The sequence below is a fragment of the Actinoplanes sp. URMC 104 genome (assembly GCF_051386375.1).
Classification (GTDB): Bacteria; Actinomycetota; Actinomycetes; order Mycobacteriales; family Micromonosporaceae; genus Actinoplanes.
On record NZ_JBPQTO010000004.1, the window covers coordinates 43,786 to 64,388 of the forward strand.

The following is a 20,603-nucleotide window of genomic DNA, read 5'->3' on the forward strand; positions in this document are numbered from 1 at the left end:
GAGCGGCTTATCGTCGGCTATGCGTGCCACGGTCGGCGTGCTTCGCCTGGTACATGGCGTGGTCGGCGCGATCGAGGAGGTCGTCGACGCTGATGCCGCGGCTGCCGGGAGCGCAGGTGATGACGCCGACACTGCCGGTTACATGCAGCTTGTCGAGGTCGGCGACAGCTGCGGCACGTACCCTCTGCGTCCAGTTCGATACGCAGGCGTCAGCCGGAAGCAGCGCGGCGACGATGAATTCGTCGCCGCCGAGGCGGCCGTGCAGGTCGCCGGCACGCCCGGTGTGGGACAGCGACAGGGCGAGGCGGCGCAGGATCTCATCGCCCGTAGCGTGGCCGTAGGTGTCGTTGACGGTTTTGAACCGGTCGAGGTCGATGAACGCGACGGCGAGTTGCTGCGTGCTGGACGCGATGCTGTCGAGGGCGTTGTGCAGCCAACGGTGGATGCCGGCGCGGTTGCCCAACCCGGTGAGCGGGTCGCGTTCGGCGGCCTCACGAAGGCTGTTCATGCGCTGCTCGAGGACGCTTGCCTGGGCGGCGCGCATCTGGTGTGCGGTCTCGCGGGCCAGTTGCGCGCTGAGCAGCTGCGCGAAGGTCGTCATGATGGCCAGGTTCTGTTCGTCGACGGCCGTATTACGGCTGCTGGCGCCGCACAGTGTGCCTAGCATGCCGTCGTGGGCGTCGCGTACAGGCACGCTGACGAAAGAGGTGATGCCCAGCTCCTGCGCGATGGCAGCACTGGGCCATGCAGTGGGTACGTCGGTGATGGTGGCGCGTCCCTCGTCGAGAGCGCGCCGGCACAGCGACTCATGCCAGCTCGACGTGGCACCTTCCGGAATGACCAGGTCATCGGTGTTGTGGGCGTAGGCGATGACGAGTTCGTCGGCGCTGGTGTCGACCAGAGTGAGGAAGGTCGATTCCAGGCCGGTGATGTCTTGCAGCAGTTGCAGCAGCGGTCGGGTCAGAGCTTGCAGGTCATGTCCGGCAGCGACCGCGGCGGCCAGTTGCCGCAGCCCTGCTTCGGCCGGCCTGTGCACGCCGTTGGTGAGCAGTTCGCTGATGTAACCGGCGACGGCGCGCACGGTGCCCTCGTCGCGCGGGTTCAGGGTGGCTGCGGGTGTTGTGGCAGCGCAGCACAGCGCACCGTGCACACGCCCGTCGACTGTCAGCGGGATACCGGCGTAGGCCGCCACGCCGAACGCGGTGGTGTGCGGGTGCTCGGCCATCCTCGGCTCAGCGGCGGCGTCACCGACCAGGATCGGCAGCTCACCGGCAGCGACCAGGTGACACAACGTCTCCTCGATCGGGTGTGACGTGCCGACCGGCAACACAGGGCCGCCCGGGACTGACACGCTGTGCGTAACGACCCGCTGGCCGTCGCGGAATGCGCTGACATAGGCGAGGTCCATACCGAGCTGCTCCACCAACAGCCCCAATGCCTGCTGTATACGCTGCTCGCTGCTGCCTGCCGCTGTGCGCAGCAGCCCGGCAAGCGCTCGCTCACCGGCCGCCGGTGCCGTGATGCTTCCCTGTGTCTGCATGCACCAACCGTCGACACCGCGGCAGCGAAACTGAACTCGGCACCCCAACCGCTCCCCACGCAGCCCAACACTGCACCTCCTGCCGAGCCGGCGTCCCGCTTCGCCCCGTAGCCCGGCCTGACGGACAGTAGGCGGCGAATATCGCTCGCAATAGGGGAATGCACGTGCGGTGAATACGAGCGAAAGTGTGCCGTGGTGGCCGGTGTCCGAGCCGGGCGGCCGGTTCGCGGTGCGCGTCGATGAGGTGCTGCTGCCGCTTCCTGGGGCGGCGCGGCACGCTCGGAACGTGGTCACTCAGGCGTGCCTTCAGTGGCAGATGCCGTATCTGCTCGCGCGGGCCTGTGTGGTGGTCACGGAGCTGGTCACCAACGCGGCCGTACACGCGCGAACGCTAGCTGACCTGCGGCTGATACGCAGCCGCCGCCACCTGATAATCGTCGTGCACGACGGCAGCCGCATCCTCCCGCCCAAACCTGCACGCCAGCCCGACGCTGCGCCCGGCCACCGCATCGGCTCGGGACTGACCCTCGTGGCGGCGATGGCCGACTGTTGGGGGTGCCGGCACGTCGACGGTGGCAAGGTGGTGTGGGCGGCACTACGACATGACGCCGTAGACCGTTATGCCGGCGTGGCAACGACGGAGCCATAACGACGCGCGATACGACTCAACATGCCGCGCTGGGTGATCGCGCGATCGCATCGGTCGAACAGGCAGCGGTGGTAGCAAGGCATTCGCGAGGCTCATTCGTGTCAAGCTGAGGCCGAGCGCCGCTTACTCACGGCCGATGGCTAACGCACACCCCGTGCCTGCCGATGGCAACCCCAGGAAGTCGCCTCTAGAGCGAAAGGGTGCTACCTGCTCATGGACCCGCTGCTGCTTTTGATGCAGGAAGACGCCGCGCAAGAACTGGCCGCCGCCGCGATGAACCTGGCGGTCACCGTGGAGTTGCTCGGCGCGGCGCATGCCGTGGCGGCCAAGTCAGGTGGCCAGGGCGCTGCTGAGCTGCTCGCTGCGATCGACGCGATGACTGCGGTACGTGACAGCCTGCATGGGCATGCCGCCACACTGTCCAACGCCGGCCGCTTCGGCACCGTGGCCGCCTACGGCGACTCCCGCTGATCCTCGCCACCGCGACCGGTTTGCTGCCTACTGCTGCGCCTCAAGAGCCGTAGCGGTGTGCCGATAAGGTCACTGGGACGACACCGGGCTGGCGTCGGGTGAAACGACGCCAGCTTTCGTCATACCCGTTGCTCTCGAGCGCCGTGTGCGGTGTGGTCCGGCTCACTACAACGCCGAGACTGCCGATAAGTCCAGTGCCGAGCCGCGGTGGCCTGGTGCACGAGCTCGTCTCGGTCTTTCCCCGGCTGCGAGCCCGTGGTCGCACGAGGGTCAGTCGAGGATCCGATTTCATGCCTTCTGATGCCGCAGCGCGAGCCGGGCGGCGCTCGCCGCTGGGCTGGTTCGCGAACCTGCCGGTGGTGCACAAACTCGCCGCCGCGTTCACGGTGATCTGCCTATTGCTGCTGATGGTCGGTGGTGTCGCCGTCTACACGCTGCATCGAACTCAGGCCCAGGTGGAGGCGATGTATCGCGACAGTCTGCAGGCCATTTCCCATCTGCGGACAGTCAGCGTCGCGTTCGAGCGCAGCCGCTACGCACTCACCGACCTGGCAGTCACCCCTGACCGGGCCGGGATGAGCGCGATCGAGAAGCAGATGGTCCAACGCGACGACGAGCTGGACGCCGGCTGGGCGGCCTACACCGCCACCGACATGCGGGGCCGGGAGACCGCCCGTGACGCCTTCGCCGAGCACCTGACCCGCTGGCGGCAGATCCGGGAGCAACTAGTGCCGCTGGCCCGTGCGAGCCGGCTGGCTGACTTCGTCGCTCTGCGCAACACCAGTCAACGCCCGCACGCTCTCGCCGCCGCGCGCGCCCTGGACGAACTGGCGAAGATCGAAGACCAAGCGGCGGCCGCGGCGATGAACATTACCCACGCTCATGAACAACGCGCCCAGCGGCTGGTCGCCGGACTCGCCGGCCTTGCACTACTGCTCAGCGCAGCGATGGCCGCCGGGATCGGCCGGATGATCGGCCGGCCGCTGCAGCGCACCGTCACGGTCCTGCAAGGCCTGGCTGACGGCCGCCTCGACCAGCGGCTGCCGGTCGACACCAGCGATGAGATCGGCCGCATGGGCGCCGCCTTCAACACCGCCCTGGACAGCCTCACCGACGCAATGAGCACCATCTCGGGTAACGCTGCCGAGCTGGCTGCCTCCTCGGAGGAACTTGCCGGACTGGCCGATCAAATGACCGGCACCGCGCGGCAGTCGGCCGAGCAAGCTCACCACGTCGCCGACTCCTCGAGGCGGATTCAGGCCGACATCACCTCGGTGGCCGGCGCGTCGGAGCAGATGAACACTTCCGTGCGCGAGATCGCCCGCACCGCGGCGCAGGCCGCCACCGTCGCCGACCGCGCCGCCGGCATGTCCCAAACGACTCAGGCCACGCTGGCGAGCCTCGGCGCCTCTTCAGTTGAGATCAGCAACGTAGTCAACCTCATCACTACGATCGCGCAGCAGACCAACCTGCTCGCGCTCAACGCCACCATCGAGGCCGCCCGCGCCGGCGACGCCGGCAAGGGCTTCGCCGTGGTCGCCAGCGAAGTCAAGGACCTCGCCCAAGCCACCGAGCAGGCCACCACCGACATCAGCAGCCGGGTCAACGCCATCCAGGTCGCCGGGCACGCCGCCACCACCGCCCTGGAAGAAATCATCACTGTCATCGAGGAGATCAACGCCGCGCAGCGCACCATCGCCGCCGCCGTTGAACAACAAACCCGAACGTCCGCCGAAATCGGCAAATCGATCACAGCGGTAGCGGGCAACAGCACCGGCATCAGCGACAACATCAAGAACGTCGCTCACCACTCCGCCGAGACCGGCATGGGAGCCGGCACCGTCGCCCACGCCGCCGGGCAACTCACCGACCTCGCCGTCTCCCTGCAGCAGACCGCCGCCCGATTCCGATTCTCCGCATCCACGGCACCTGCTGACACAGGCCACCCGGCAACGGCACCCACCCCCACCCGAGCCGTCGCCCGCCCGGACAGCACTACACCCAGAAATACCACCGCCGAGTTCGAACTTTTCTAGACAGTGCAGGCACCGCCTGGACGCGAAATCCGCCCGGGCGGCCGTCGCCGCCCGACGCTTGGGGCGACGGTGCTTGGCAGCTGGCCGCTGGTTAGGGTCAGTGGTCTGGGTAATCGCTGCCCAAAGACTGTGACCTAGCTGACCTGCCCTTCGGCCTTGGTGGCTGCCGTGGTGGCTGACGGCGGTACCCGCGCCGCGCCGCGGGCGCCCCGGGGTAGTGCGCGATGGCAGGAGCGATTGGCAGTGTGACAAGGGACGTTACGACGCGATCGTGGCCGGAGCCGCGAGTTGATCGCGCAGCGGATCGGGATCCATGAACTGTCAGGTCGATCGACGGAGTCGGTGCAGGTGTAAGTCGTTGCCGTGCACGAGCTGGTAAGTGACGAGGAAGCCGCGTCGCGAGTAGCGACGGCTTACTGTGCAGACCGGAGATCGCCGCGCAGGCGATGACCGATACCACGACCCCGCATTTGGCCACCCGCGCTCAGGTCGATCATGTTCGGCAAGGTTTGGGATCGTGCGGTCGGGCACCCCCACTCGGCCTGCTCTTGCGCTCGGCATCGTGACCTCCACGATCACGGCGCTGCCTCGCCGCGGCGCTGTCCGAGCACCATCACTGACGGCTTCTCGCCCGATGGCCAAGGCCGGCGTTCTCGATCACGTGCGTGACCAGCTGCGCCGCTACGTCGCGCCGACGCTGACCGTTGCCCCCGGCCCGTTACTCGTTCGACACACTGACCGCCTACGAGGCCGCAGTCATCCGCATCTGGAGCCGCCGGACAGTCGACCGCATCGGATCCGGCGATGGAACGCCCATGGGCGGCGGCACCGCACAGACGACCGACTAAGTGCTCGTCGGCATCGTTGACGGGCTCACCCTCGAGACGGCTATGACTGCCTATTGGCTGGCCGACCGGATAGTTAACCGGCGCGCGAAGGCTTCCGGCGTTCTGGGACGCTACCGATCGCCCGATTGATGATGGCCCGCACGCGAAGGGGGCGGGCGACTTCAGCCTTCACCGCCTGGGCGACCTCTTCGATATGGGCAGCGATGAGCCGAGCTTCATCCCACGTTGTCACAGGACTGCCCGCGCCGACCTTCTTCGCGGCCGCCCGCCACACGGCGACTGCTACCGCAGCGTCCATGCGCCCGCTCAACGCTGAGAGCACCGAAGCCTCATCGAAATCGGCATACGTCGTCGGCTCACCAGGCATGGGTACGCTCCTCGCGGTTGCTCAACCATTCGTCTGTCTGCTCATCGGCAGCATCGGCCCCGATCTCATGAACTGCAGAATGCATTACTCCCAGCGTTCCCGCCCGTGCCGACGCACTCCGCCGTGGCGTCACAGCCGGTCGAGCTGACCAATATTGCCGCAATCGGCGGCGATCCGGCACGTCCGGCGGCCAACAGGTGCACGTGACGGTAGCTCCACTTGCAAGTTCTCCCATGGGCGGCCTGACCAGCGATCATCTTGAGGTCAGGCGCTGCGCCGCTATGTGCTTCGAACGACGTACCTTCGTCAGGAGACAGGAAAAACGGGTTCAAGGTTGAATCACCGCGTCGGAAGGAGGCTCATGACGAACCGAGATATTTCCGTTGCCAGGAGAAAGATGGGCAGGCGACCGCCGAGAGCGATCGCCCCGGCGGCTAGCATTTTGCGCCTCGAAGACCGGCCGGCCGTCGAGGATCTGTGCTCGCAGGGCGTTGGTTCGGTGAGCGTTCGACGGCGCGTTCAGCCGCTCGGCCTGTGTCTCGTGATCGAGCGTCAACAGGAAACGTGGTCGAAGAGGTCCAGCATCTCGCGCTGATTGGCTGCGATTCCGCAGACAAATAGCGGCCGGCCAGGCCTGGAACGCTCGGCGATGACTGCGTCAACGCGGCCGCGCGGCCACACCCACCGATGATTGAGAACCATTCGTCCGACGCCGCGAAGGGCCTGTGTGACCGGCACGCCGGATGTCGTCTCCCACCCGGCGATGTCGTCCGCGTCGAACAGCGGATCCCCGCCGCGCGAGCTCCGATGCAAGCGAAGTCTTCCCCGACCCCGGATTGCCTGTGATCTGAATGGCCGTCACGGCCGAAACTCGTCTCGTCCGGTCGGAACGGTCAGTGCTGCCGGCGGGGCGACGACCAACTGGGTGTCCGGGTCGTGGTCGGTCTGTGCAGGACCACCCACGATCATGGTGGCTCTGGCCCACGGCTGTTCGCGCGCCAGGAACGGCAGCTCCTCCAGCAGCCAGTTCGCCACGTGCTCCAGCTGTTCGGGGGAGTCACCGTCGCGGACGAGCAGCCGGCGCTCCTGTTCATCGAGGTCCCCCTGCATCCACACCGAGGCATCCAGCCACCGAGCCAGCTCTTCCCGGATGACGCCGGTCCCCTCGATGAAGACGAATTGGGCGCCGGCGGGAACGGTGATGGAACCCGGCCGGTTGTGGGCGACCCATGCCTCGGGGCGGAAGTTCACCGCCGCACCCCGGTGCAGAGGTTGCAGGATGTTCTTGGCCAGCACGGCACCCCAGGCAAAGTAGGCGTGGTTCCAGGCGACGTCGTCGGTATGCACGATGGCCGCGTCAGGCGCCACTTCGCAGAGCCGTTCAGCCAGGGTCGTCTTGCCCGCACCACCTCGGCCGTCGATCGCGATTACCCGCGGACGTCCGGTGACTTCAGGCGATGCGTTGCGCAGTTGCCGGACAGCGTCCACCAAGGTCACTACACGCCAGCCAGCGGCCTCGGTCTCACCCGGATGAAGATGCATCGCCCACCTGGTCTCAGGAGAACACGCGCCCGGACCTGCCCGGACAGGTAGGCCAGTTGCCTCACCCTATCGCCGTCAACCTAGCGAAAACGACTCGAGCAGGACGGCAACGTCTACTTACTTGCGGTGAGGCTGACGGTGACGAGGGCGCGAGGCGGTACGCGCCTGGTGCCATGGGAGCGCCCGGCTCAGTCCGCGGTCGCGGCAAGTGAGTGCGCCGACGCAAGGGCCTGAAGTGGTGCCGGCGGTTGGGATGACGCAGCTGTCTATGGCCGAGGCTGCACCGTATTGTCGGCTTCGTGGTCGGCTGACCGACCGCAAGTAATCGCGGCGTTTATGTCGTAAACGGACCCGCAGAAGCTTGAGGGCCCCGCACATCAATCGGATGTCCGAAAGAGGTGTACGGCCGATGATAATTGTCTGTCCTGAGTTTGCGGCGACGGTATGGATGGGTACACGGCGGTCCGGTTTAATCCCCCGATCCCCGATGCGAAGGACCCTCGATGTCAGACCGAATTACCGACGGCGTGGGCGACATGCTGCGCTCAATCCTGCTGTTTTTGCCCAAGGCGCTCGCCTTCCTGGTCATCCTGCTGGTGGGCTGGCTCATCGCCAAGGCCGTCCGCAAGCTCGTCGACAAGATCCTCGAACGCGTCGGCTTCGACCGCCTCGTGGAGCGCGGCGGAGTCAAGACGGCCCTGCAACGGTCGAAGTACGACGCCAGTGACATCGTCGCCAAGCTTGTCTACTACGCGATCCTGCTGTTCACCTTGCAGCTCGCCTTCGGCATCTGGGGTCCCAACCCGATCTCCGACCTGATCACCGGCGTCGTGACGTGGCTGCCCCGGGCCTTCGTCGCGATCATCATCATCGTGGTGGCTTCGGCCATCGCCAAGGGCGTCAAGGACCTTATCTCCGCCAGCCTGGGCGGCCTGTCCTACGGCAAGATCCTTGCCAACATCGCCTCGGTGTTCATTCTCGGGCTGGGCATCATCGCCGCGCTCAACCAGATCGGCGTGGCTACCACCGTCACCACTCCGATCCTTATCACCGTCCTTGCGATCATCGCGGGCGTGCTCATCGTCGGTGTCGGTGGCGGCGCCATCAAGCCGATGCAGAACCGGTGGGAGCGCTGGCTCAACACTGCCGAGCAGGAGGCCACGAACCTCTCGGCCCGGACGACAGGCGGCGGCTACGCTGCCGGCGGCGGCTACGCCGCTCAGCCGGGCAGCCTTCCGGCGCAGCCTGCCTACCCTGCCACGGAGCAGCCGACCATGCCGATCGACCGCAACACCGGCACGTACTGAACAAGTCGACGAACGTAGCGGATGCGGGTTGATCGGATTTGCGATCAACCCGCATCCGGCATCGCAAGGGGCGCTCTGAACACCTCACTCGACGGCTCCTGTCAAACCGAGTCGGCGCGTACGGCGTCTCCCAGCCAGGCCCGGACGACTCCCAGGATCGACGAGCGTATCCGGACAGCCCCAGAGCTCACGTAGTAGCGACACAGAGAGCGCCTGAGCTGCGCTGATCAACAGGTGGCGATGGGCTGGCAAGCTCGCGTATTGATCCGCTGCGGATTCGCACCGGCAGGCGGCCCACTGGAACTTGTTGTTGCCGCCGTTGCTCCTTGCCGACATCGCGGGATGGGGTGGGTGGTTGGTCGGATTGGCGTTCGACGAAGCCCCCCGTCCGCGTGCATCCGGCGCCCGTAACCGGCCCGCGTACGTTGATCAACAGAGCGTGAGCTGCAAGAACGTATGCATAGGGGGGCAGTCAGCGGGTAGCAAGAGATCATCTGGAGCTACCGAAGGAGAGCACGCATGATCACGCAGGAGCAGGTGAGCACCCTCATCGGTCGCGAGGTCTATGACCGGGACGGTGACAAGATCGGCAAGGTTGGTCAGGTGTGGGCCGACGGCGCGGGCATGCCGGCCTGGGCGAGTGTGAATACCGGCCTGTTCGGCCTCAACGAGTCCCTGGTGCCGCTGCAGAACGCCGACGTTCAGGCCGACCGGCTCGTCGTGCCGTTCGAGAAGGATCTGGTCAAGGACGCCCCGAACGTGGATGCGTCACACGACGAGCCGCTGTCCGAGGCCGAGGTCGACATGCTGTACCGCCACTACGGGCTGAGCTGGGATGACAGCTACCGCGCCTACCAGGCCGGCGCTGGGACCGCCCGCGACTCGTACACCGGCACCGACGGCTACGACACCTCCGGCCCCACCACCGACGACGCGATGACCCGCTCGGAGGAGCACCTGGTCGCCGGTACCGAACGTGAGCAGGTGGGTAAGGCCCGGCTGCGTAAGTACGTGGTGACCGAGCAGCAGCAGGTCACCGTGCCGGTCACGCGTGAGGAAGTTCGCCTGGAGCGCGAGCCCATCACCGAGGCCAACCGCGGTGCCGCGTACTCCGGTACCGATATCACCGAGTCCGAGCACGAGGTCACCCTGCACGCCGAGCGGCCGGTGGTCGACACCGAGACAGTGCCGGTGGAACGGGTGCGCCTGGGCAAGGAGACCGTCACCGAGCAGCAGACCGTCGCCGGCGAGGTCCGCAAGGAGAAGATCGAGGCCGACCTGCCCGACGAGGGTCGCCGCACCCTCTGACCCGACACTGGCACCCGACAGCGGCGTCGTCGTCCTTCGCTGGACGGCGGCGCCGTTCCTGCGAAGGTCACTCCATCAACCGATAGCCGGCGGCCCGCGCGGGCGGCCATTCCGGGACGCCTACCTGCACCCGCTCGAGCAGAAGCTGGAAATCAACCGAGCCGCCGCGGCCTGTTGGGTCGGACGCTAAGAGATGTCCATCCGGGCGCAAGCAGGACACTGGGCGTGACGCGGGCGGCGACCGCGCTGCCAGCAGCCCTGCGGCGTACGGCGGGAGGAGCCGCCGCCGTTGCCCGCACGCTCGCGAAGGTCTGCGCGGTCGCATCGATCAGGTCGTCGGGCGGCGGAGCAGACCGCGTCCAGCAGCCGCAGCAGCGCGGTGGCGTGCCAGCCGGATGTCTGCTCGTGGGACACGCGCAGCAAGCGAGCGCAACTCGACGGCGGTGCGATTGCGGTGCCAGGCGGCGTCCTGCTAGGCGGGATCAACACGTTGTCGCCCGCGCCAGTGGACGAGCCTGGTCAGCGGATCCCGTCACTGATCCCAAACCACCACCACACCGGTCATGGGCGGAGTCTGTTCTGTCGAAGGTCGTACGACTCCCGGCTCGCGACTTCGGCCCCTGAGGCATTGATGCCCGTAACTCCGACGTGAAGACGTGCTCATATCCGTCCTCGGCTTGATGACTCGCCTGCGGCATGCCACGACACTGGGCTTGTTTCCGACATCGAGGAGTCACCATGGGGCGATTGATAGCCTTCCTGACAGATCTCGGCTACGCCGATGACGCGGTCGGGATGTGCAAGGGGCTGATGCTGCAGCGCAGCCCGGGCTCGCAGATCGTCGACATCAGCCACGAGGTGCGGCCGTTCGCGGTCGCCGAAGCCTCGCTCTACCTCAGTGACCTGCCGGACTTCTTTCCGGACGACACGGTCTTCACCATGATCATTATCCCTGAGACCGGTGTGCTGCCCTGTGTGGCTGCTCGCAACGAGCGAGGGCAGATCTTCGTGGCCGCGGACAACGGCGTGCTCACCGGGGTACGCCGGCGGGAGCCCTTCGAGGCCATCTACCAGATCGACAACCCGGAGTGCATGGTCTACCCGCCGACGCCGTCCTTCTATGGCCGGGACGTGGTGGTGGCCTGCGCCGGATCACTGGCTGGCGGCTTCCCGCTGGAGAAGGTCGGCAAGCGGATCGACGACGTCCGTATGTTGCCGCAGGAGGACCCGCATGTTGACGGCGACGGGACGCTGGTCGGCTCGGTGTCGATCATCGACCGCAACTTCGGCAACATCTGGACCGACATCCCCGGTGGGTTGTGCGAGAAGGCGGAGTTGGCCTTCGGTGATCAGGTGCTTGTCGAGTTCGACGGGCAGGACGCGCTGGACCTGCCGTACCGGCAGACCTTCGGCATGGTGGAGCAGGGTGCCGCGCTGGCCTATCTGAACAGCCGCGGCCGGCTCGCGTTCGCTCGCAACCAGGGAAGCCTGCAGGAGGTTCTACAGGTACCGAGCGGGACACGAGTTCGCGTACGGCAGGCGGGATGATGCGACCGGCGCTCGTGGTGGTGCTGTGCCGGCCGCCGGACAGCCCGGCCAGCAAGACCCGGCTGGTCGCCGACGTGGGCGCCGACCACGCCCGCGCGGTCTACCGAGCCTGCCTGCGCCGGGTGATCGGCGCGGCCGCCGGGGTGGACGCGGATGTACGGCTGGCCGTGGCCGGGCCGCCGCTGGCGCTGGCCGAGTTCTGCCCGGACAGCCCGGACGTCGAGCTGGTCCGCCAGTACGGCGCCACGTTCGCCGAACGGCAGCGCAACGAGATCCGCCGCGGACTCCAGCAGGGTTACCGGCGGGTGGCGTTCATGGCCTCCGATCTGCCGACGGTCGAACCTGGCCACATCGCCTGGGCCGTACGCGGGGAACCGGACGAGGTCCGCATCGTGCCGTCGCACGACGGCGGCTACTGCATCTTCGGCTCTGGTGTGGACGTGCCGGAGCTCACCCAGGTGGCGATGAGCAGGTCGGACACGCTGACGCGGTTGACGACCGAACTCGCCCGGCGGGGACGGCCGGTGGCCCTTGCGGAGTTCATCGTGCCGAATGTCAACACGGGTACCGACTTGCGATTCGTCGCCACCACGGCCGGCGCCCCCGACAGAAGGGCGAACGAGAGATGAGCGAGAACACGGCCGCGCCGGTGCGCGTGGCGCTGGTGGGATGCGGACCGCGCGCCGAGGGCCACGCCCGGGCTCTCCGGTTGTCGTCCGACTGCGAGCTCGTGGCGTGCTGCGACGTGGTCGAGGACCGGGCGGCTGCTTTCGCCGCGGAATGGGGCCTGCGGCACTACTACTCGGATCTGCCCACGATGTTGAAGGATCAAGAGCTGGCTCTGGTGGACGTCGCGACGCCCGCGGCAGTTCGGCTACCTGTCGTCGAACAGGTGGCCCCGGCCGGGGTGCCCGGGCTGTTGCTCGAGAAGCCGCTGGCCATGCGGCCCGACGCCGGCTATCGGGTGCTCGACCTGTGCCGCGAGTCCGGGGTGCAGTTGTACGTCAACCACCAGCTGCGCTTCTTCCCGCCTATCCAGCGCTTCCAGGAGGTGCTGCGCGCCGGGAAGATCGGCCGGATCCGGATGGTGCGCGCCGCCACCCGCTGGTCGCTGCTGGAGCACGGCACCCACCTGTTCGACCTGGTCAACTTCCTCTTCGAGGACGCGCTCGTACCGGAACGCCTGCTGGTACAGGCCAGCGGCTGGGAGGAGCAGGCAGGCATGCCGGAGTGCCCCACGCACACGGCCGGCGTGCTCACCACCGCCGAAGGGCCCCGGGTCTACTTCGAATGCGGACCGTGGGCGCCATCCTGGCCGGGCACCATCAACGCGTGGCACCAGGCCGGCATCGACATCGTCGGTAGCTCCGGCGTCGCCGGGTGGAGCCTCAATCGCGGTTGGTGGTACGTCGGCGAGAACGGGCGCGACGAGGAGCGCTACGAACACGACGCGCTCGACGACGTCGCACAGGCGGCGTTGTTCGACAACATCGGCGCCGCGCTCCGGCAGACCTCCCCGACCCTCGAGGCGGCCGCCATCGACGTACCCACCGATGCGGCCCGCTCGGCCTGGTCGTTCCAGGTGGTGATGGCCGCGTTGCGGTCGGCATGCCGCCGCAGCTGGGTGGACGCGCTCACGCCGGTCAGCGACAAGGACGTGGACCGGCTGCACGAGGTCATGCCCGAGCCATTGCCGGAGAGCTTCGTGCCGCCGCTCTCCCCGGTACCGCCGATCGATCCGGCCACGCCCAGCGAGCCGGTCGTCCCGGCACAGCCCGTCGTCCCGCCGGAGAGCTGATGCCGCCCGCCGTCCACCTGCTGACCCCGTCCCTGACGGACACGACCGTGGCGCGGGGAGGCATCACCTTCTATCGCGGCACGGCGGCGGCGCTCACCGCGTTCGGCCCGGTGACGGCGTACGAGCTGGATGCCGGTGAGGGCGGCCGGGAACCCGTTCCCGGGGTGGACATCGTCCGTTGCCCGACTGCCGCGGGGATCGCGGATGCGCTCGCCCACCGGCTGCAGCCCAGCGATCGGGTGGTCAAGTTCGTCGGCGCGGCCGGGCTTGAGGACTGGCGCCTGGATCTGTGGGTGGGCCGGTTGTGCCGCGATCGTGACGGGCGCGCGGTGTACGTCGACCCGGACGCGCCGTCCCGGCTGGCGTTGCTGGCCGACGGCGTACATCTGCGGTCGGCCTTGCGCGACTATACGGCCGTGGTGCTGTTCGCCGGCGGCTCGCGCGCCATCCACGAGTACCGGCGCATCGCGCCGGTACCGTGCTGGCACGCGTCCGCGGCTATCACCGCGCTGGCGCTCGGCGACCCGCCCGGTCCGGCTCGGTCACCGGAGTACGACGTCATGCTGGTCGCGGCCGGGCACGGCGCGCGGGAGCGACGGGCCGGCGAGCTGCTGACCGCATGGCTGAACCGGCGGCCCCGGCTGCGGGTCATGCTGGCCGGGCACTGGCCGGCCGACGCGGTGCCGTGGAGCGGTCCGCTGTCCCGGCAGCCGTTCACCGGCGCGGGACTTCCGGCTCTCTACCACCGGTCACGCTTCGTGGTGAATCTGCTCCGCCGGGATTTCGGCGGCTATGCGGACACCGCCGCGGCGCGGGTCTTCGAGACCGCGTGGGCCGGCAGCTGTCTGATCACCGAGCCGTTTCCCGGCCTGCCGAATTATCTTGAACCCGAACTCGAGTGCTTGGTGGCCGAGTCGGTGGCCGATTTCGTGACGGCCGGCGACGTGCCCGAGCGCCGACGGCTGGAAATCGGTGCGCGGGCGCAGCGCCGGGTGGTCGCCGACGCTGCGGCAGCGGCCCGGCAGCTCGTCGACTTCCTGTCCGGGCTCACGGCGACCCGCGTGCTGGAGCCGACATGATTCTTTTCTGGTATTCCCGGCACACCTACCGCGGCAGGCGATGGTACGCCGCGACGCCCACCGTCCCCGAACCGTCCGCCGGCTCCTGGCCGGTGGAGTACCGGCGCCCGGACAACGTGCCTGCGGGCGATGAGACCCGCGAGCTCGCCCACGCGGTCACCGGCGCGCTGGCCGGAAGCGGCCCGGGTGATCTGCTCTACCTCGTCGAGACAGCCTGCCGGCACACCGCCGCGGCGGTCGGCGCCCTGGTGCAGGGTCTCACCCGGACCGACGCCGACTACGTCGCGGTGCATGACGACGTGCGGGACTACGGGGAGTCGGACGCCACGGTCGACGGCACCGCACCGGCCGGCGCGCTGGCGGCCGTGATGTCGGACGACTACGTCTGGCACCGCCGGTCGTGTCTGGGCCGGTCGTTCGGTTGCCGCCGCGGCGTCTGGGAACGCGACCAGGACATCGTCCTGGACTGGCTGGCCGGCGCCGGTGACGTGCCCGCCTGGGACCGGCTGTGGGCCGCGTTGAGCGCCCGCGGCCGGGTACTACGCGCGGTGTCGCCGGCGATGGCGTCACCGTCGGTGCCGGGCGAGCAGTCACCGTCGTTGCCGCCGACGACGCCCATCGGACCGGTGCCCGCCGCGGCAGGCGTGCCGGCGGCCGACTTCTGGGCGCGGCCGTCGCCGGCCCAAATCGCCGTGTTACCGGCCGTGTCGGCCGGCTTCTGCGCGGAACTCGCGCGCCTGCGACCCGGCGCCCGGCTCACGCCGGTGGCGGGCGTGGAAGCGCTGGACGACACCGATGCCGGTTGCGTCGCGGTGACCATCGGCGACAAGGAGAAGCTCGACGACTTCCTGCGATTCCGGCGGCACGGCGTGACCGCCGTCGTCGTGGAGCTGACCGAGAGCGACCCGGCCCGTACGGTGCGATGGATATCCGGCCGCGACTGGCTGTTGCCGGCGGCGGCCGCCGAAGCCTCGCCCTGGATCGTGTGAAGGAGTCATCATGATCACGCATGTCGTGCTGTTCCGGTGGACCGGCGAGCCCGAGAAGCAGTCCCGGCACCTCGCCGAGGCTCTGCCCCAGATGATGCGCGAGGTCGGCGGGATCGCCGGCTACGAGTTCGGCAGCGACCTGGGCCGGCTGGGCGACGGCTACCACGCCGCGTTGCTCGTCCGCCTGCAGGACGAAGACGCGCTGCGGCGTTACGAGCAGCACCCCGCGCATCATCGGGTCATCGACGAGCGGGTCAATCCTGCCCTGGACGGCTTGGCCATCGTCCAGTTCGCGAGCTGAGCCCGGATGTCGGCCGACAACGAACTCGCCCCCGAGGCGAACCGGACGGGCGGCTCGGCGCCGGCCCGGGTGATCCTCGCCGTGTGCCTCGCCCAATTCCTCAGCGTGCTCGACGGCTTCATCGTCAGCGTGGCACTGCCGCCCACGGCCGCTGACCTCGGCATCGACGCGGCGAGTCTGCAGTGGATCCCGAACGCGTACGGGCTGCTCTACGCGGCGCCGCTGCTGATCGCGGGCCGGATGGCCGACCGTTTCGGACGGACCCGGATGTTCCAGGTGGGCCTCGCCGTCCTGATCGCCGGATCAGTCCTCGCGGCCCTCGCGCCGAACCCTACGGTCCTCTTCGTGGGCCGCGGCGCACAGGGTCTCGGCACCGCGCTCTGCCTGCCGGCCGGGCTGGGCCTGCTGGTGGCCGCGTTTCCCGAGGGACCAGGCCGCACCCGGGTGCTGGGTCTGGTCACCCTCAGCGGCGGCATCGGCATGGTCTCCGCGGGTGCCCTGGGCGGAGTGCTCACCGCCGGCTTCGGCTGGCGTGCGGTGTTCTGGTTCGCCGTGGGCCCGGCCGTACTCGCCATGGCGTTGATGGCGGCCGGCGCGCCGGGACGCCGCCCTCTGCCGCAGCGGCGGGAGCCGCTCAACATCGGCAACGGGCTGGTCGGCGCGCTCGGCCTGTCGCTCCTGGTGTACGCGAGCTCGCGCGTGCCCGCCGACGGATGGTCGGCGCAAGTGTGGGTGGCCGCGCTCGGCTCCGCCGTGCTGATCGCGACGTTCGTCGTCCTGGAACGGCGCAGCCGGAGCCCGCTACTCGATCCGCTGGTCATCGCCCGGCCGAGGGTGCGGGGCGCGAATCTGCTGGCACTGATCTTCCCGGTGGGCTTCATCGCGCCGCAGTTCCTCGGCACTCAGGTGCTGCAGGAGGTCCTCGGGCTCGACGCGATGCGCACCGGGCTGTCGTACCTGCCGCTGGCCGCCGTCGTGCTGGCGACCACACCGCTTGCCGCCCGGCTGACCGACCGGGCCGGGCCCCGATTGGTCACCGCCCTCGGATTCGGCATGCTCGCCGTCGGATTGACCTATCTGACGGCGACGCTCGACTCCGCGTACGCAATCGGTTTCCTGCCAGCCACGCTGCTCGCCGGCGCTGGCGTGACGGCGGTTTTCGTCGCGCTCGCAGTCGCCGCGGTCGAAGGGGTCCCGACCGAGCGGACCGGGATGGCCAGCGGGCTGTTCAACACCAGCCAGCAAGTGGGCGGCGCGCTGGTGCTGACCCTGACCGCATCGTTGGCGGCCGGCCGGTCGGAGCAGATGCGCGTCGACGGCGCCGATCCGGTGAGCGCGCTCGCCTCCGGCCTGCGGCTGGGCATGGCGACCACCGCGGTGCTCAGCGCCGTGGGCGTGATCGGCGCGCTGTTCCTGTTACGCCGAACCAAGGAGAGTCCATGAGCGACACCGACAAGCACGTCGGCATTACCGTCGGCGGGATCGACGCGGCCGTCGAGTTCTACACCTCGGTGCTGAACTGCCGGCTGATCCGCCGCTTCACGCCCGGCGGTCACGACGGCGTGCGTAGCCTCGTCGGCTTGCCCAGCGCCGACCTGGACGCGGCCTTCCTGGCCCTGCCGGACGGCCGCGTCCTGGAACTGCTGCACTTCCGCGCCCCACAGGTCGTGGCCGCCGAGCCCTCGCCCGCCGCAGTGGGCACGGTGCACCTGGCGGTGCCGGTGACCGACCTCGCGACGACGCTCGACCGGCTCAAGGCGCGGCACGGCACCGTCGTGGGCGGTCCGGTCCAGCTGGACGAGGCCGCCCTCGCGTACGTCCGCGACCCCGACGGCGCCCTCCTCGAGCTGATCGAGTCAACCGGGAACGACGATGACTGACGCCATCGCGGAGATCGGGGTGTTCGGGGGCTCGGGGCTCTACTCCCTCTTCGATGACGAAGCGCGGGAATACCGTGTGGACACCCCGTACGGCGAGCCGAGCGACGTGATCACGATTGGCACGGTCGGAGGGCGCAGGGTGGCGTTCCTGCCCCGCCACGGCCGCGACCATCGGCATCCGCCGCACCGCATCCCGTACCGGGCCAACGTGTGGGCCCTGCACCACCTGGGCGTCCGGCAGATCCTCGCGCCCTGCGCCGCGGGGTCGCTGGACGCCGACGTCTGCCCCGGCGACATGGTTGTCTGCGATCAACTGGTCGACTGGACACGTGGGCGGGCAGGCACCTTCTACGACGGGCCGCAGACGCGGCACATCGGCTTCGCCGAGCCGTACGATCCCTGGATTCGCGCGACGCTCCTCGCGGCCAGCGACCGGCTCGGCCTCGGCCTGCGCGAGACCGGGACGATGGCGGTCGTCGAAGGCCCCCGGTTCTCGACTGCCGCCGAGTCGCTGATCCTGGCTCGGCTCGGCTGCTCGGTAATCAACATGACCGGCAGCCCGGAGGCTCAGCTTGCTCGCGAGCTCGCCGTCGGCTACGCCACCGTCGCCATCATCACCGACCACGACGCCGGCCGGGCTGCCGACCTGCAGATTCCCGCGGTCACGCAGGAAGCGGTGGGCCGTATGTTCGCCGCCAACCTCGACCGGCTCCGCGCCTTGCTGTTCGACACGATCGCGCACCTCTCCTCCGAGCCGTCGCCGCTCAGCAGCCGGGCACTGGACGAGGCGACTTTCGGATGACCATGCCGAACGTCGACGCCTCCGCCCCACCGCGGCGGCCTCTCGTCCGGGTGACCGGCCGCCGGTTAGCCGTACTGGCCGTGCTCGCCGGCGCCGGCCTGGCTCTCATAGTCCTGGTGATGGCCGAGGCGCCGGTGCCCGCGCACCCGACGAGCGCGCGCTCATCGGCGTCCGGAGCCGGCCAGGGAACCGACGGGCGGATGCTGCTCGCCCTCGCCATCTGCGCCGGAGCGTCGTGGCTGGGCGGCACTCTATGCCGACGGCTGCTGCGCCAGCCGGAGCTGATCGGGCAGTTGGCCGCCGGCATCCTGCTGGGCCCGTCGGTCTTCGGTCGGCTGGCGCCCGATGCACAGCAATGGCTGTTCGCGTCCGACCTGGTGCACCAGATCGACGTGCTGGCCCAGCTCGGTGTGGTCCTGTTCGTCTTTCTGCTGGCACACGACCTGGCCGGCCACAACGTCCGCGGTCTCGGTGTCGCGGCCGGGGCGGTGTCCGCCGTCTCGGCCGTCCTGCCGGCGCTGCTGGGCGCGCTTCTCGCGTGGTGGCTCTACCCGGAGTACGCGCCTCCGGGCGCGAGCTTTCCCGCGTTCGCCGGGCTGATCGGTGTCGTGTTCGGCGTGACGGCCGTGCCAGTGCTCGGCGCCATCCTGCACGACCTGCGATTCGCCGACCGTCCGGTGGGGATCCTGGCGCTCGGCTCCGCGGTCGTCACCGATGCGCTGTGCTGGGCAGCCATGGCCGCGATCGCGGCCATGCAGGCGGAGAGCCTGGCATCGTCGTTCCTGATGGTGGCGGGTGCGGCGGTGTTCATCGCCGCCGCGGCGGCCACCGCGCGGTGGTCGCGGGCTGCCGCGCCGGACAACGCCGGCCTCGCGATCACCGTGATCGTGGTCCTGCTCGGCGCCTCGTGCACTGCATTCCTCGGGCTGCACCCGATTCTCGGCGCATTCGTCATCGGCGTCCTCGGCGTGACCGGCCGTGCCGCGCAGTCCTCGACGGCGGACCGGCTGCGAGACCTCACTCGGGTGTTGCTGCTCCCGCTCTTCTTCGTGACGGTCGGCCTGCGGCTCGACATCGCCGGCCTGATCGACCCGGGCATGGCAGGGCTCCTCGCCGTCGCCTTCCTGATCGCCTGCGCCGGCAAGATCGCCGGGGCTACCACCGCGGGACGCCTGCTCGGCCTGCGGTGGCCGGACGCGCTTCAGCTCGGGGCGTTGCTCAACTGCCGCGGCGTCACTGATCTGGTCGTCATCGAGCTCGGCTACCGGCTCGGCCTGCTGACCTTGCCTTTGTACGCGATCCTGGTGATAGTTGCGGTCCTCACCACGACCATGACGGCACCATTGATGCATTTGTTGACACGATCGAAATCATCAGATGTTTTAGTCGCTCATTGATGTTTGCGCGGTCGCCCCCGACGCCATTCCGCGGCGGAAGGCATAAACCACCGCCTGCTGACGATTCTGCAGCCGAAGTTTCGTCAGAATGCGCGAAACGTGACTCTTGACGGTGCCTTCGGTGACCGTCAATGCGGATGCGATCTCGGCATTCGACATCCCGGCCGAGATCAATTGCAGCACATCGCGTTCCCGCTGAGTCAGTTCGTTCCCGGCGGACTCGGCCGGCGCCACGGCACTACCGTGCATCACCGCGTGCCGGATGAGACACCGCAGAGCTGTCGGGCAGGCGTAGGGCCGGCCCGCGGCGACCGCCTCGATAGCGACGAACAGGTTCTCAACCGGATCGGTCTTCAGCATGAAGCCCAGCATGCCCGCCGTGTACGCATGGAGAATCGCCTCGTCGTCCGGGTGCGCGGCCAAAGCGATCGGGCCGGTGAGCAATCGCCCGTCATGCCGGCGCGGCAGCCGGCGCACGGCCTCCACCACCTCATCGGCCGACCGATCGAACTCCAGCAGGGTCACATCTGGGCGCAGCCGCCGCACCTCATCGGCCACCTCGAGCGGCTCCTCCAACTCGCCGACCACCGACATCCCGGGCGCCGCCTCGATCAATTGAGAGAATCCCGCGCGAACAAGCTGATGGTGATCGCACAGAAGCACTCGGATGGTCATCTCGGGCCCTCCCCGTAGGCACGCACGTCCCCGCTCGGCTCGATCAGACTAATGGACTAACTCTCA

The 20,603-nt window shown here is 68.8% G+C and carries 19 protein-coding genes; 15 read left to right on the forward strand and 4 right to left on the reverse strand.

Features of this window, described 5'->3' with window-relative positions:
- Window positions 1–7 precede the first annotated feature (7 nt).
- Window positions 8–1,540 (reverse strand): diguanylate cyclase, encoded by a 1,533-nt coding sequence (locus ACSNN8_RS13995; RefSeq protein WP_436649603.1) that lies wholly within the window; start codon window positions 1,538–1,540, stop codon window positions 8–10.
- A 169-nt stretch (window positions 1,541–1,709) separates the two neighbouring features.
- Between ACSNN8_RS13995 and ACSNN8_RS14000 the strand changes: the two genes are divergently transcribed.
- The 3 genes from ACSNN8_RS14000 (at window position 1,710) to ACSNN8_RS14010 (ending at window position 4,696) form a co-directional block, all read left to right on the forward strand.
- Entirely contained in the window at window positions 1,710–2,189 is a 480-nt protein-coding gene (locus tag ACSNN8_RS14000) for an ATP-binding protein (protein WP_436649604.1), read from the forward strand.
- 213 nt (window positions 2,190–2,402) lie between these two features.
- Window positions 2,403–2,660 (forward strand): hypothetical protein, encoded by a 258-nt coding sequence (locus ACSNN8_RS14005; protein ID WP_436649605.1) that lies wholly within the window; start codon window positions 2,403–2,405, stop codon window positions 2,658–2,660.
- 290 nt (window positions 2,661–2,950) lie between these two features.
- Window positions 2,951–4,696, forward strand: coding sequence for a methyl-accepting chemotaxis protein (locus ACSNN8_RS14010; protein WP_436649606.1), 1,746 nt, complete (start codon window positions 2,951–2,953; stop codon window positions 4,694–4,696).
- A gap of 921 nt (window positions 4,697–5,617) precedes the next feature.
- On the opposite strand, the gene ACSNN8_RS14015 is transcribed toward ACSNN8_RS14010, so the two are convergent.
- On the reverse strand, window positions 5,618–5,911 hold the full coding sequence (locus ACSNN8_RS14015) for a hypothetical protein (protein ID WP_436649607.1): 294 nt from the start codon (window positions 5,909–5,911) through the stop codon (window positions 5,618–5,620).
- A gap of 858 nt (window positions 5,912–6,769) precedes the next feature.
- Window positions 6,770–7,453, reverse strand: coding sequence for a uridine kinase family protein (locus tag ACSNN8_RS14020; protein ID WP_436649608.1), 684 nt, complete (start codon window positions 7,451–7,453; stop codon window positions 6,770–6,772).
- 503 nt (window positions 7,454–7,956) lie between these two features.
- On the opposite strand from ACSNN8_RS14020, the gene ACSNN8_RS14025 reads away from it, so the two are divergent.
- The 12 genes from ACSNN8_RS14025 (at window position 7,957) to ACSNN8_RS14080 (ending at window position 19,862) form a co-directional block, all read left to right on the forward strand.
- A complete protein-coding gene (locus ACSNN8_RS14025) occupies window positions 7,957–8,760 on the forward strand; it encodes a mechanosensitive ion channel family protein (protein ID WP_436649609.1) in 804 nt (267 codons plus the stop codon).
- Between the two features lie 519 nt (window positions 8,761–9,279).
- Window positions 9,280–10,068, forward strand: a complete 789-nt coding sequence (locus tag ACSNN8_RS14030; protein ID WP_436649610.1) for a DUF2382 domain-containing protein — start codon at window positions 9,280–9,282, stop codon at window positions 10,066–10,068.
- A gap of 738 nt (window positions 10,069–10,806) precedes the next feature.
- Entirely contained in the window at window positions 10,807–11,616 is an 810-nt protein-coding gene (locus ACSNN8_RS14035; protein ID WP_436649611.1) for an SAM hydrolase/SAM-dependent halogenase family protein, read from the forward strand.
- Window positions 11,613–12,245, forward strand: coding sequence for a TIGR04282 family arsenosugar biosynthesis glycosyltransferase (locus ACSNN8_RS14040; RefSeq protein WP_436649612.1), 633 nt, complete (start codon window positions 11,613–11,615; stop codon window positions 12,243–12,245). The genes ACSNN8_RS14035 and ACSNN8_RS14040 overlap by 4 nt, the downstream gene beginning before the upstream one ends.
- Window positions 12,242–13,414: a Gfo/Idh/MocA family protein gene (locus tag ACSNN8_RS14045; RefSeq protein WP_436649613.1), complete on the forward strand. Its 1,173-nt coding sequence runs from the start codon at window positions 12,242–12,244 to the stop codon at window positions 13,412–13,414. The genes ACSNN8_RS14040 and ACSNN8_RS14045 overlap by 4 nt, the downstream gene beginning before the upstream one ends.
- Window positions 13,414–14,493: a glycosyltransferase family protein gene (locus ACSNN8_RS14050; RefSeq protein WP_436649614.1), complete on the forward strand. Its 1,080-nt coding sequence runs from the start codon at window positions 13,414–13,416 to the stop codon at window positions 14,491–14,493. Before ACSNN8_RS14045 ends, ACSNN8_RS14050 begins: the two co-directional genes overlap by 1 nt.
- Window positions 14,490–15,482, forward strand: a complete 993-nt coding sequence (locus ACSNN8_RS14055; protein ID WP_436649615.1) for a hypothetical protein — start codon at window positions 14,490–14,492, stop codon at window positions 15,480–15,482. Before ACSNN8_RS14050 ends, ACSNN8_RS14055 begins: the two co-directional genes overlap by 4 nt.
- A 10-nt stretch (window positions 15,483–15,492) precedes the next feature.
- Window positions 15,493–15,783, forward strand: coding sequence for a Dabb family protein (locus ACSNN8_RS14060; RefSeq protein WP_436649616.1), 291 nt, complete (start codon window positions 15,493–15,495; stop codon window positions 15,781–15,783).
- A 6-nt stretch (window positions 15,784–15,789) separates the two neighbouring features.
- Entirely contained in the window at window positions 15,790–17,226 is a 1,437-nt protein-coding gene (locus tag ACSNN8_RS14065) for an MFS transporter (protein WP_436649617.1), read from the forward strand.
- Window positions 17,223–17,663, forward strand: a complete 441-nt coding sequence (locus ACSNN8_RS14070) for a VOC family protein (RefSeq protein WP_436649618.1) — start codon at window positions 17,223–17,225, stop codon at window positions 17,661–17,663. The genes ACSNN8_RS14065 and ACSNN8_RS14070 overlap by 4 nt, the downstream gene beginning before the upstream one ends.
- Entirely contained in the window at window positions 17,656–18,465 is an 810-nt protein-coding gene (locus tag ACSNN8_RS14075) for an S-methyl-5'-thioadenosine phosphorylase (protein ID WP_436649619.1), read from the forward strand. Before ACSNN8_RS14070 ends, ACSNN8_RS14075 begins: the two co-directional genes overlap by 8 nt.
- A 119-nt stretch (window positions 18,466–18,584) precedes the next feature.
- Window positions 18,585–19,862, forward strand: a complete 1,278-nt coding sequence (locus ACSNN8_RS14080; protein WP_436649620.1) for a cation:proton antiporter — start codon at window positions 18,585–18,587, stop codon at window positions 19,860–19,862.
- Here the strand turns inward: ACSNN8_RS14080 and ACSNN8_RS14085 are convergent.
- Window positions 19,848–20,537 (reverse strand): LuxR C-terminal-related transcriptional regulator, encoded by a 690-nt coding sequence (locus tag ACSNN8_RS14085; protein WP_436649621.1) that lies wholly within the window; start codon window positions 20,535–20,537, stop codon window positions 19,848–19,850. The genes ACSNN8_RS14080 and ACSNN8_RS14085 overlap by 15 nt on opposite strands.
- Window positions 20,538–20,603 lie beyond the last annotated feature (66 nt).